2 protein-coding genes are annotated in these 14,625 nt (G+C 70.8%); both read right to left on the minus strand.

The window, feature by feature from the left end; genetic code table 11:
• Positions 1-5,415 carry a type I polyketide synthase gene (locus IAG44_RS16005; protein WP_187747779.1) on the minus strand — a complete coding sequence of 1,805 codons (5,415 nt, stop codon included), beginning with the start codon at positions 5,413-5,415 and terminating at the stop codon, positions 1-3.
• Between the two features lie 38 nt (positions 5,416-5,453).
• The gene (locus IAG44_RS16010; protein ID WP_187747780.1) at positions 5,454-14,585 is read right to left on the minus strand and encodes a type I polyketide synthase; all 9,132 of its coding nucleotides are present in this window, start codon (positions 14,583-14,585) and stop codon (positions 5,454-5,456) included.
• Positions 14,586-14,625: the final 40 nt, after the last annotated feature.

Genomic DNA, 14,625 nt, shown 5'->3' on the forward strand with positions numbered 1-14,625 from the left:
TCAGGACCTGCCGAACTGTCGGTCGAGTACGTCGAAGAGTTCTTCGGCGCTGGCGGACAGGAGGTCGTCGCTCGTCTGTTCCGGCTGCTCGCCGGGGTCGTTCCAGGTGGACAGCAGGCGCTGGAGCCGCGTGGTGATCGCGGTGCGCGCGTCGTCGTCCCCGGGAACGGCCGCGAGGAGATCTTCCAGCCGGTCGATCTCGGCGAGCGCGGGTGCGGCGGGGGACTGTTCCGCCGGCGCCAGCTCCGCGCGCAGGTGGTCGCGGAGGGCGGTCGGCGTCGGGTAGTCGAAGAGCAGGGTGGCCGGCAGGCGCAGTCCGGTGACGGCGCTGAGGCCGTTGCGGAGTTCGACGGCGGTGAGCGAGTCGAAGCCGAGTTCCAGGAACCCGCGCCCGGCGTCGACGGCGTCGGCCGTGCTGTGGCCGAGGGCGGTGGCGGCGTGACCGCGCACCAGGTCGAGGAGGTGCCGGTCGCGTTCCGCCTCGGTGAGCCCGGCCAGCCGCTCCTGGAGGGAGGGCCCTTCGGAGGGACCGGCGGCCGGACGGACGGGACCTCGGATCAGCCCGCGCAGCAGGGCCGGTGGTGTGCCGGTCCGGTTGCGCAGGGCGGCCATGTCGAGCCGGATCGGCACCAGCACCGCGTCGTCGGCGGCCTGGGCCGCGTCCAGCAGGGCCAGCCCCTGGGGCACGGAGAGCGGCAGCATGCCGAGCCGTGTCATCCGGGCCCGGTCGGTCTCGTCCAGCCCGTCGGCCATCCCGCCGTCGGCCCAGGGCCCCCAGGCCAGCGCGACGGCGGGCAGGCCGAGCGCCCTGCGGTGGACGGCCAGCGCGTCGAGGAACGCGTTGGCGGCGGCGTAGTTGCCCTGCCCGGCGCTGCCGAAGGTGGCCGACGCCGAGGAGAACAGCACGAACGCGGCGAGGTCGAGATGACGGGTCAACTCGTGCAGGTTGAGCGCCGCGTCCGCCTTCGGCCGCAACACGGCGTCGACCCGCTCCGGCGTCAGCGACTCCGCGACCCCGTCGTCCAGAAGCCCCGCCGCGTGCACGACGCCGGTCAGCGGATGCGCTGCGGGCACCTCGGCGAGCAGGACGGCCAGCGCGTCACGATCGGCCACATCACAGGCGACCACCCGAGCATCAGCACCCAACTCGCCGAGTTCCTTGACGAGTTCGGCGGCACCCGGCGCAGCTTCACCCCGCCGGCTGGTGAGCAACAGATGCCGGACACCGTGCACGGCCACCAGATGCCGGGCGACATGCCCACCGAGCGCACCGGTGGCCCCGGTGATCAGCACGGTCCCCGAGGGATCCAGCGGCGCCCGGACGCCGTCCACGGACGGCACGGTCCTGGCCAACCGCGGGGCGTACAGGGCGCCTTCGCGGACGGCGAGCTGCGGTTCGCCGGTGGCGACGGCGGCGGCGAGGGCCTGACGGGAGACGGCGTGATCGTCGGTGTCGACGAGCACGAACCGGCCGGGATGCTCGGACTGCGCGGAACGAACCAGCCCCCACACGGCGGCACCGGCGAGGTCGGACAACTCGTCGTCGACGCCGGTGGCGACGGCGCCACGGGTCACCAGGACCAGCCGGGACGAGGCGAACTTCTCCTCGGCGAGCCACTGCTGGACCAGGTCGAGTGCCCGGTGCGTCGCGGAGTGCACGTCCTCGCCGGGTGCACCGGAGACGAACACCAGGTCAGGCACGGTGTCGCCGGACGCCAGAGCAGCGAGGTCCGGATAGGGGGTCGCGTCGAGCCCGAGGCCATCGGCCCCGACGACGGCGAGACTGCCCGCCGTACCGTCCGGCGCCGGGACGGCCGTCCAGTCGACGCGGAACAACGCGTCGCGCGTCACCGCGTCGGCCGCGCGCACCTGCTCCACCGAGACCGGCCGCAACGCCAGCGACTCGACGAAGGCGACCGCCCGCCCCAGTTGATCCGCGACGGTCAGCGACACGGCGTCCCGCCCTGCGGGCGCGATCCGCACCCGCAGGGCACCGGCACCCTCGGTGTAGAGGCTCACGTCACGCCAGGAGAAGGGCAGCCGCGCCCCGTCGGAACCGTCGAAGAAGTCACCCAGCCGCACGGCGTGCAGCGCGGCGTCGAGCAACGCCGGGTGCAGCCCGAACCGCCCGGCGTCGGCCTGGTTCCGCTGCGGCAGGGCGACCTCGGCGAAGACGTCGTCCCCACGCCGCCACGCCGCCCGCAGCCCACGGAACGCGGGCCCGTAACCCAGCCCGGCCGAGGCGAGGTCGTCGTAGAGACCGTCCAGGTCGACGGCTTCCGCATCGACGGGCGGCCACGCGCCCAACTCGCCGGGCGCCGAGTGCGCCGACTGCGCCGCCTCGCCGAGCACGCCGGTCGCGTGCCGGGTCCAGGTGGTGGCGTCGCCTTCGAGACGGGAGTGGATGGCGAGCGAGCGCCTACCGGACTCGTCGGGTTCGGCGACGGTGACACGCAGTTGGACACCGCCGCGCTCGGGGAGAACCAACGGGGCCTCAAGCGTCAGCTCTTCCAAGGCACCGCATCCCACACGCGTCCCGGCGTGCACCGCCAGCTCGACGAAGGCCGTGCCGGGCAAGAGCACCGATCCCATCACGGCGTGATCGGCCAACCAGCCGTGGGAGGCGACCGACAGGCGGCCCGAGAACACCAGGCCCTCGGGCAGTTCCACCGCAGCGCCGAGCAGTGGGTGACCGGCCGAGACCAGACCCGCCGACTCCACCTCCGCCACATCCGCAGCGGAGTCCAGCCAGTACCGCTCACGCTGGAAGGCGTAGGTGGGCAGATCCACCCGACGGGCGCCGCTGAAGAACGCGGTCCAGTCGATCGTCACGCCCCGCGTGTGGGCGGTGGCCAGGGCTGTCACCAGGGACTGCGCTTCGTCGCGGTCCTTACGCAACACCGGCACAGCCGCCAGACCCTCGCCGGTCCAGCACTCCTGCGCGAGGGCGCTCAACGCACCATCCGGGCCCAGCTCGACGAACGTCGTGACGCCCTTCGCCTCCAGTGCCCGGACGCCGTCCAGGAACCGGACGGCCTCGCGGACGTGGCGGACCCAGTAGTCGGCATCCGGCGTCACCTCGGCCCCGGTGAGAGTAGACACGATCGGGATGCGCGGAGCCTCATAGCTCAGACCCGCAGCCACCTCACGAAAAGCACTGAGCATTCCATCCATGTGCGAGGAGTGGAACGCATGACTGACGGCGAGCCGCTTGGTCTTACGCCCCTGCTGGGCAAAGCCGTCCGCGATCCCCAGGACCTTGTCCTCATCACCCGCCACCACCACCGACGACGGCCCGTTGACCGCAGCGATGCTCACACCGTCCACCAGCAGCGGCGCCACTTCCTCCTCGGACGCCTGCACCGCCACCATCGCCCCACCCCCCGGCAGCTCCTGCATCAACCGCCCCCGGGCAGCCACCAGCGCACACGCATCCCCCAGCGACAACACCCCCGCCACATGCGCAGCCGCCAACTCACCGATCGAATGCCCCGCCACGAAATCAGGAGCAAGCCCCCACGACTCCACCAGCCGGAACAACGCCACCTCAACCGCGAACAACGCCGGCTGGGTATAAGCGGTCTGATCCAGCAACTCCCCGCCGCCGAACACCACGTCCCTCAGCGGCAGTTCAAAGTGCCCACACACCTCATCAAACGCCGCAGCGAACACGGGATAGACGCCATACAACTCACGCCCCATCCCCACCCGCTGCGCCCCCTGCCCACTAAACAGAAACGCCACCCGCCCCTCAGACACGACACCCCGCACCACCCCAGGAGCCGAAGCCCCCTCCACCAGCCCCACCAAACCCGCACGACGGCTGGCGACATCACCCCCCACCACCACCGCCCGATGCTCAAAACCAGCCCGACCAACAGCCAGCGAAAACCCAACATCAACCGCACTCACCCCAGAATCCACAACCCCCAACAACCGCTCAGCCTGCGCCCGCAAAGCGGCCTCGCTCTTGGCCGACAACACCCACGGCACAACACCCACCGCCTCAGCAGCGGGAGCCTCCTCAACCGCCGGCGCCTCTTCAAGAATCACGTGCGCATTAGTCCCGCTCACCCCAAACGCAGAAACCGCCCCCCGACGCGGCGCACCAGTCTCCGGCCAGGCAATCCGCTCAGTAAGCAGCGACACCGCCCCCGCAGCCCAGTCCACATGCGACGACGGCTCATCCACATGCAGCGTCTTAGGCAACACCCCATGCCGCAACGCCTGAACCATCTTGATCACACCGGAAACCCCGGCCGCAGCCTGCGTATGCCCGATGTTCGACTTGACGGACCCAAGCCACAACGGCCGTTCAGCAGCCCGATCCTGCCCATACGTCGCCAACAACGCCTGCGCCTCGATCGGATCCCCAAGCCTGGTCCCGGTCCCATGCGCCTCAACGGCATCCACATCAGCCGGACCAAGCCCCGCATTGGCAAGCGCAGCCCGAATCACCCGCTGCTGAGCCGGCCCACTGGGCGCGGTCAGCCCATTGGAAGCCCCGTCCTGATTGATGGCCGTCCCCCGAACCACGGCGAGCACGGGATGCCCATTCCGCTGAGCATCGGAAAGCCGCTCGACGAGCAGCATGCCGACCCCCTCACCCCACCCAGTCCCATCCGCCGCCTCCGCAAAGGACTTGCACCGCCCATCCCGAGCAAGCCCGCCCTGACGACTGAACTCGGTGAAGACGGTGGGCGTGGGCATCACGGTGACCCCACCGACGAGCGCCAGCCCGCACTCTCCCTGCCGCAACACCTGAGCGGCCTGATGCAGTGCGACGAGCGAGGACGAACACGCGGTGTCGAGCGTCACGGCGGGCCCTTCGAACCCGAAGGTGTAGGCGATCCGCCCGGACGCGACACTCGTCACGTTCCCGGCAAGCAGATGCCCCTCGGTGCCACCCGGCGCCCGATGCATGCTCGCCCCGTACCCGGAGAAGGAAACCCCGAGAAAAACCCCGGTCCGACTACCGCGCACCGACGCCGGATCGATCCCGGCCCGCTCAAGCACCTGCCAGGCCGCTTCGAGAAGGAGCCGCTGCTGCGGGTCCATCGCCAACGCCTCACGCGGCGAGATCCCGAAGAACTCGGCGTCGAAGTCCGCGACACCGGTGACGAAGCCACCCTCACGCGCATACGTAGTGCGGGGCCGCTGATTGTCAGGGTCGTAGAGGGCATCAACGTCCCACCCACGATCGTCCGGGAACCCGGTGATCGCGTCCCGGCCCTCGTCGACGAGTCGCCACAGATCCTCCGGCGACTCGACGTCGCCGGGGTACCGGCAGCTCATGGCGACGATCGCCAGAGGCTCCTGTTCCTTCGACTCCAGCTCGCGCAGACGCTGGCGGGTCGAGTGCAGTTCGGTGGTGACTTCCTTGAGGAAGTGCCGCAGCTTGTCTTCGTTCGCCATTTACGCCAGCCCTCTGAAGAATTCGTTTCGCTGTCCGGTCACGAGATGCCGAACTCCTCACCGAGGAAGTCGAAGATCTCCTCGTCGCTCGCCGACTTGATCCGCTGCCCGACCTCGTCCGTCTCGACGGGGACGTCCCACTTGGCGAGCAGCGTGCGCAGCCGGTCGGTGATCTCCGCCCGCGCGGTGTCGTCGTCGGCCACGGTGTTCAGTGCCGCCTCAAGCCGATCGAGTTCGGCGAGCCCGGGAGCACCGGCGTCATCGACGGCCCCCAGTTCGGCCCGCAGATGCTCGGCCAGCGCGACCGGCGTCGCGTGGTCGAAGACCAACGTGGCCGGCAGCTTCAGCCCGGTAGCCGCGAAGAGGCGGTTGCGCAGCTCCACGGCGGTGAGCGAGTCGAAGCCGAGCTCCTTGAACGCGCGATCGGCCTCCACGGCCCCGGACCGAGCATGGCCAAGAACGTTCGCGGCCTCCTCCCGCACCAGCTCAAGCAGCAGACGCGGATGCTCGCTCGCCGGCAACTCCCGAAGCCGCCGCACCACTTCCGGCTCCCCGGAATCCAACTCCGCCACCACCGGCGCCGCCTCGGGCAACTCGGCGAACAGCGAACTCGCCCTGGCAACGGTGAACCCGGGCAGGAACAGCTCCCAGTCGACGTCCGCAACGGCAACAACCTCGTCCCGCCGCCGCAGCGCCTCGCCCAACGCGGTGATCGCGACGTCCGGCGCCATGGCGGGCAACCCGCGCCGACGAAGCTGCGCCTCGATGTCACCCGCCGCAGCCATCCCGCCCCCGGCCCACGGCCCCCACGCCACCGAGGTGGCGACGAGACCGTCCGCCCGACGCTGCTGGGCCAGGGCGTCCAGGTAGGCGTTGGCCGCCGCATAGGCGGCCTGCCCGCCACTGCCCCAGACGGCCGCGATGGACGAGAACAGCACGAAGGCGTCGAGGGGTTCGCCGCCCAACAGGGCATGCAGATTCGCCGCACCGCCGACCTTGGCCGAGACGACCGCGTCCAGCTCGTCCGAGGTCAGCTCGGTCAACGGAACACCGGAATGCGGCACCCCTGCGGTATGCACCACCGCCCGAACCGGCGCGCCCTCATCGGCCAGTTGCCGCAGCAGCTCCGCCAGAGCATCACGGTCGGCCACATCACAGGCGGCAACGGTCACCTTGGCGCCGCCCGCGAGCAGTTCGGCCTCCAACTCCGCCGCACCGTCCGCGTCACGCCCCTGACGACTGGTGAGCACCAGATGCTCGGCCCCATTCCCGGCGAGCCACCGGGCGACATGCGCCCCGAGCGCCCCGGTCCCCCCGGTGACCAGCACAGTGCCACGCGGACGCCACTCCGGGAACGACGTCCCGTCGACCGCCCCACGCTCCACCCGGCGCAGATACACACCGGAGCCCCGCACCGCCACCTGGTCCTCACCGGTGCCCTGAAGCACACCCACCAGCAGCTCGCCCACCCGCGCGTCCACCACATCCGGCAGATCGACCAGACCACCCCACCGATCGGCATGCTCCAGCGCGGCCACCCGCCCGAGCCCCCACACCTGCGCCTGCGCCGGACTACCCAGCCGATCCCCGGCCCCGGTGGACACCGCCCCCCGAGTCAGACACCACAACGGCGCGACCACCCCGGCATCACCAAGCGCCTGCACCAGCGACACCACCGGCAGAGGAGCCCCGTCCGCCCCCACCAACGACACCACCCCGACGACCGGCTCCCCCTCACCGGCGGCCGCGCCCCTCAACCGCTCCACGAGCACCGCACGGTCCCCCGCACCCAGCTCGACAACGACGGTCTTGGCACCCCGCTCGCCCAAGGCACGCACCACCGAAGCCCCGAACTCCCCTTCCCCCTCCGGCAACACCACCAGCCAGCGCCCGGACAACGTCGCGCCCGTCACCCCGGCAGTGGCCTTCCACGTGACCTGGTACCGCCAGGACTCCGCAGTGGCCCTCCGAGCCGCGTCAGCACTCACCCGAACCTCGGGCCAGTACCGCTCACGCTGGAAGGCGTAGGTGGGCAGATCCACGCGACGGGCACCGGCGAAGAACGCGGACCAGTCGACCGTCACGCCCCGCGTATGAACCGAACCAAGGGCGGTCACCAGGGACTGCACCTCGTCACGGTCCTTACGCAACACCGGCACAGCCGCCAGGCCGTTGCCGGTCCAGCACTCCTGCGCGAGGGCGCTCAACGCACCATCCGGCCCCAGCTCGACGAACGTCGTGACGCCCTTCGCCTCCAGTGCCCGGACGCCGTCCAGGAACCGGACGGCCTCGCGGACGTGGCGGACCCAGTAGTCGGCATCCGGCGTCACCTCGGCCCCGGTGAGCGTGGACACGATCGGGATGCGCGGAGGCTCGTAGGTCAGCCCCGCAGCCACCTCACGAAAAGCATTGAGCATTCCATCCATGTGCGAGGAATGGAACGCATGACTGACCGCGAGCCGCTTGGTCTTACGCCCCACCTGAGCGAACCCGGCCACCAGCTCCAGGACCTTGTCCTCGTCACCAGCCACCACCACCGACGACGGCCCGTTCACGGCGGCGATGCTCACGCCCTCCACCAGCAGCGGCGCCACCTCGTCCTCGGACGCCTGCACCGCCACCATCACCCCGCCACCCGGCAGCTCCTGCATCAACCGCCCCCGGGCAGCCACCAGCACACACGCATCCCCCAGCGACAACACCCCCGCCACATGCGCAGCCGCCAACTCACCGATCGAATGCCCCGCCACAAAATCAGGCGCGAGCCCCCACGACTCCACCAGCCGGAACAACGCCACCTCAACCGCGAACAACGCCGGCTGGGTATAAGCGGTCTGCCCCAGAAGCTCACCTTCCCCGAACACCACGTCCTTCAGCGGACGCCCAAGCTCGGAGTCGAAGCGCCCACACACCTCATCAAAGGCCGCCGCGAACACGGGATAGACGCCATACAACTCCCGCCCCATCCCCACCCGCTGCGCCCCCTGCCCACTGAACAGAAACGCCACCCGCCCCTCACCAACAACCCGCCCACTCACCACATGCGCAACCGACCGCCCCTCCGCCAGCGCCACCAAACCCGCACGACGGCTGACGGCATCACCCCCCACCACCGCCGCCCGATGCTCAAAACCAGCCCGACCAGCAGCCAGCGAAAACCCCACATCAACCGAGTTCACACCAGGCGTCGCATCAACGAACGCCAACAGACGAGCGGCCTGCGCCCGCAACGCCCCCTCGGTCTTCCCGGACAACACCCACGGCACAACACCCCCCACCTCAGCAGCGGGAGCCTCCTCAACCACCGGCGCCTGCTCCAAAATCACATGCGCGTTGGTCCCACTCACCCCGAACGACGACACAGCCGCCCGCCGAGCCCGCCCCACCTCCGGCCACTCAACCCGCTCGGTAAGCAGCGACACCGCCCCAGCAGCCCAATCCACATGCGACGACGGCTCATCCACATGCAGCGTCTTCGGCAACACCCCTCGCCGCAGAGCCTCAACCATCTTGATCACACCGGAAACCCCGGCCGCAGCCTGCGTATGCCCGATGTTGGACTTCAACGACCCAAGCAGCAAAGGCCGTTCAGCAGCCCGATCCTGCCCATACGTCGCCAACAATGCCTGCGCCTCGATCGGATCCCCAAGCCTGGTCCCGGTCCCATGCGCCTCAACGGCATCCACATCAGCCGGACCAAGCCCCGCATTCCCCAACGCCGCCCGAATCACCCGCTGCTGAGCCGGCCCACTGGGCGCGGACAGCCCATTGGAAGCCCCGTCCTGATTGACAGCAGACCCCCGAACCACGGCCAGTACCGGATGCCCATTCCGCCGAGCATCGGAAAGCCGCTCAACGAGCAGCATCCCCACCCCTTCACCCCACCCGGTCCCATCCGCCGCATCGGAGAACGCCTTGCACCGCCCATCAACAGCAAGCCCCCGCTGCCGACTGAACTTGAGAAACGCCCCCGGGGTGGACATGACGGTCACCCCGCCGGCGAGCGCCAGCTCACACTCCCCCTGCCGCAGAGCCTGCGCAGCAAGGTGCAACGCGACCAGCGACGAGGAACACGCGGTGTCCACCGTCATAGCGGGCCCTTCGAGCCCGAGAACGTAAGAGATCCGCCCAGACATGACGCTGCCCGCGTTACCGGTCAGCAGATACCCGTCAGCGCCTTCCGGCGTATCGGCCAGCAGATCGGGATAGTCCTGCCCGTTGGTCCCGGCAAACACCCCGACCTGACGCCCCCGCACCGACCCCGGATCGATCCCGGCCCGCTCGAACGCCTCCCAAGCGGTCTCCAGCAGCAACCGCTGCTGCGGATCCATCGCCAGAGCCTCCCGCGGCGAGATCCCGAAGAACTCCGGATCGAACAGCTCAGCACCGTCGAGAAAGGCACCCTCACGGGTGTAGGTGGTCCCGGGATGCTCGGGATCGGGGTGATACAGCCCGCCCAGATCCCACCCCCGATCAGCGGGAAACGTACTCACCGTGTCCGTCTCCTCGGACACCAGCCGCCACAGATCCTCCGGCGAGGAAACCCCACCGGGGAACCGACAGGCCATCCCGACGATGGCAATGGGATCGTCGGTGACGCCCCGGGCGACGACGGCGTCCTCCGCCCCCTGAACGAGCCCAAGCGTCTCCCCCCGCAGGAACTCCACGAGTTCCCGAGGCGTGGGGTGGTCGAACACCAGCGTGGCAGGCAACGTGAGCCCCGTAGCCGCCCCGAGCCGATTACGGAAGTCGACCCCGGTCAACGAGTCGAAGCCCAACTCCCGGAAGGCCCGCGACGCATCGATCCCCTGAGCCGGATCCCGCCCCAGCACAGCCGCCACCTGCGACCGCACAAGATCCAGCAACAACCGCCGCTGCTCAGCCTCCGACAGCCCACCGAGCCAGTCCCGCAGCTCCACCTTCTCCACGGTCGGCAGAGTCCGCGCCTCCGGCAGCTCCTCGACGAGGGCCAACGGCCGAACCGCCCCCATCGCCGGCACGAAGGTCGCCCAGTCGACATCGGCGAGCAGCAGCGCCGCCTCATCGCGCCGCACCGCCCGCGCCATCGCGGACACGACCGCGTCCGGCGCCATCGGACGCAGCCCGAGACGGCGTTGATGCTGCTCGCCGGTGCCCTGCGCGAGCCCGCCACCGGCGAGCAGACCGAGGGCGATCGACGTGGCGGGCAACCCCGCCGCACGGCGCTGCTGGGCCAGCGCGTCCAGGTACGCGTTGGCGGCTCCGTAGGCCGCCTGGCCACCGTTGCCCCACACGCCGGTGACCGAGGAGCACAGCACGAAGGCGTCGAGTTCGAGGCCCGCGGTCAGCTCATGCAGGGCGCGCGCGGCGGCCACCTTGGGGCGCAGCACGGCGTCGACCCGCTCGGGGGTGAGCGAGGTGAGCAGCCCATCGTCCAGCACACCGGCGGCGTGGACCACCGCGGTCAGCGGGCGCTCAGCGGGGACGGCGTCGATGAGCGCCGCGAGCGCGTCGCGGTCGGCGACGTCGCAGGCGGTGATGGTCACCTTGTCGCCCAGTTCGGCGGCGAGTTCGGCGGCTCCGGGCGCGTCGGGCCCCCGACGGCCGACCAGCAGCAGGTGATCGGCGCCGTTGGCGACCAGCCAGCGCGCGGCCTCCGCACCGAGCGCACCGGTGCCACCGGTGACCAGCACGGTGCCGCGCGGCTGCCAGGACCGGACGCCGGGGGATCCGGCGGCGTGTTCCAGCCGGCGGACGAACACCCCGCTCTCGCGCACCGCGAACTGGTCCTCGCCGCCACGCCGGGCAAGGACACCGGCGAGCCGGTCCAGCGCCCGGCCGTCAACAGCCCCCGGCAGGTCGATCAGACCGCCCCAGCGCTGCGGGTGCTCCAGGCCGAAGACGCGGCCGAGCCCCCAGACCTGAGCCTGGTCCGCGTTGGTCAGCAGGTCGGACCGCCCGGTGGCGACCGCGTCCTGCGTGACGCACCACAGCGGCGCGTCGATCTGGGCCTCGCCCAGGGCCTGGGCGGTCAGCACGTGCGGCCACAGCCGGTCGTCGCCGGACAGCAGGGAGAGCACACCGGCCGGTGCCCCGTCCGCCAGCACGCCACGAAGGCGCTCGGCGAGGTCGTCGCCCACGGGCAGCAACACGACGTCGGCACCGTGACCGGTCAGCGCCGCGCTGAGGGCGGTGGTCAGTTCGTCGTCGGCGAGAGCGGCCGGGACGAGCAGCAGCCAGGTCCCGGTCAACGCCGCCCCGGCGGGCTCGGCGGCCGGGCGCCACACCACCCGGTACCACCAGGACGCCTCGGCGGCCGACTGGTGGCGGCTGCGGCGCCAGTCCGACAGCGCCGGTACGACCTCGGTCATCGGCGCCGTGTCCGCGACACCGAGAGTGGCGGTCAGCTCCGCCACGTCCGCGCGCTCCACGGCGTCCCAGAACCGGGCGTCCAACGGGTCCTGCGCGGCCGTCGACCGCGCGCTCTCCAGCCAGTAGCGACGCCGCTGGAAGGCATACGTCGGCAACTCCACCGGCCGCCCGCCGGGGAACATCGACGCCCACTCGACGCCGATCCCCCGCACATACGCCTCGGCCAGCGACTCCAGGAACCGTCCGAGACTCCCCTCACCCCGGCGCAGCGACCCGACGGCCGCGACCCGCTCAGCGGTCTCCTGCACGGCCAGAGCGAGCACGGGATGCGGACTGACCTCGACGAACACCCCGATGCCCTGCTCGGCCAGCAGCCGCACGGTCTCCTCGAAGCGGACGGTCTGGCGCAGGTTGCGGTACCAGTACCCGGCGTCCATGACGCTCGTGTCGATCCGCTCGACGGTGACGGTCGAGTAGAACGGCACCTCCGAGGGACGGGGGGTGATGCCCTCAAGGACGGACAGCAACTCGCCCTCGATCTCCTCCACATGCGCGGAGTGCGAGGCGTAGTCCACCGGAATGCGACGCGCGCGGAAGCCATCCGTCTCGGCCTGAGCCAGCAACTCGTCAAGCGCGTCGACGTCACCGGAGACGACGATCGAGCCGGGCCCGTTCACGGCGGCGATCGAGACACGACCGTCCCAGCGGGCCAGCCGCTCCTCCACCGCATCCACCGGAAGCGAGACGGAGACCATCCCGCCCCGACCGGACAGAGCCAGCAGGGCCTTGCTCCGCAACGCCACCACCCGCGCGGCATCTTCCAGCGAGAGCGCACCAGCCACCGCAGCCGCCGCGATCTCACCCTGCGAATGCCCGATGACCGCAGCAGGCTCCACACCGTACGAGCGCCACAACGCCGCCAGCGACACCATCACCGAGAACAGCACCGGCTGAACCACATCAACCCGCTCCAACGCGGCCTGATCGTCCAACACATCCAGCAACGACCAGTCCACGTGCGGCTTTAGCGCCTCCGCACAAGCCCGCATCGACTCAGCGAACACCGGCGACGAAGCCAACAGCTCCACCGCCATCCCCACCCACTGCGACCCCTGCCCCGGAAACACGAACACCACCCGGTCGTCAGACCCCGCGACGCCCTGCACCACACCGGTCTCCGTCGCGCACCGGACAAGCCCGGCCAGCCCCTTCCGGAAGCCGGCCGTGTCGGCGGCCATCAACACCGCGCGGTGTTCGAAGGCGGCCCTACCGGTGGCGAGGGAGAAACCGACGTCGACCGGGTTCAGCCCGGGTTCGTCGTCCAGGCGGGACAGCAGACGGGCGGCCTGGTCACGCAGTGCCGCCTCACCGCGCGCGGACAGCACCCAGGGCAGAACACCGGAGGACACACCGGGCTCAGGCGCCGCCTCGACCTCGGGCGCCTGCTCCAGAACGACGTGCGCGTTGGTCCCGCTGATCCCGAACGAGGAGACACCGGCCCGCCGGGGCTCCCCGGTCTGCGGCCAGTCGAGCTGTTCGGTCAGCAGGGAGACGGTGCCGGCCGACCAGTCGACGTGGGTCGAGGGCTCGGTGACGTGCAGCGTCCTGGGCAGCACACCGTGCTGGAGCGCCAGCACCATCTTGATCACGCCACCGACACCGGCGGCGGCCTGGGCGTGCCCGATGTTCGACTTCAACGACCCGAGCAGCAACGGCCGTTCGGCGGGCCGGTCCTGCCCGTAGGTGTCCATGACGGCCTGCGCCTCGATCGGGTCACCGAGGGTGGTGCCGGTGCCGTGCGCCTCGACGACGTCGACCTGTCGGGCGGAGAGCCGCGCGTTGGCGAGCGCCGCGCGGATGACCCGCACCTGCGAGGGCCCGTTGGGCGCGGTCAGCCCGTTGGAGGCGCCGTCCTGATTCACGGCGGAGCCGCGTATCACGGCCAGCACGGGGTGGCCGTTGCGCCGAGCGTCCGACAGCCGCTCCAGCACCAGCATGCCCACGCCCTCGGCGGGCCCGAAGCCGTCGGCGTCGGCGGAGAACGCCTTGCAGCGGCCGTCGGGGGCGAGCCCGCGCTGGCGGCTGAACGAGAGGAACATGCCGGGCGTGGACACCACGGTGACGCCGCCGGCGAGCGCCAGCGTGGACTCGCCGCGCTGGATCGACTGGACGGCCATGTGCAGGGCGACCAGGGAGGAGGAGCAGGCGGTGTCGACGGTGACGGCGGGCCCTTCCAGGCCCAGCGTGTAGGCGACGCGCCCGGACACCACGCTCATGGTCGTGCCGGTGAAGAGGTGGGCTTCGGCGCCGTCCTGGGCCTCGTGGAGCCGGGGACCGTACTCCTGGGCGATCGCGCCGGCGAACACACCGGTGCGGCTGCCGCGCAGGGAGGCGGGGTCGATCCCAGCCCGCTCCAGCGCCTCCCAGGAGGTCTCCAGCAGGAGCCGCTGCTGCGGGTCCATGGCCAGCGCCTCGCGCGGGGAGATCCCGAAGAAGTCCGCGTCGAACCCGCCGACGTCGTGGAGGAAGCCGCCGTGGCGCGTGTAGGTCTTCCCGGCGAGTTCCGGGTCGGCGTCGTAGAGCGCTTCGACGTCCCAGCCCCGGTCGGCGGGGAACTCGGAGATCGCGTCGCCGTCGGACGTCACGAACCGCCACAGGTCGTCGGGGGTGGCGATACCGCCGGGGAAGCGGCAGGCCATGCCGACGACGGCGACGGGTTCGTGCTGCGCCTGCTCGACGTCCTGGAGCTTCTGCCGGGTCTGGTGGAGCTCGGTGGTGACCCGCTTGAGGTACGCGACGAGCTTCTCTTCGTCGGCCATCTACCCGAACACCTCGCGATTCCGATCGGTCCGGCGGTAG

This window comes from Streptomyces roseirectus, assembly GCF_014489635.1.
GTDB lineage: Bacteria > Actinomycetota > Actinomycetes > Streptomycetales > Streptomycetaceae > Streptomyces > Streptomyces roseirectus.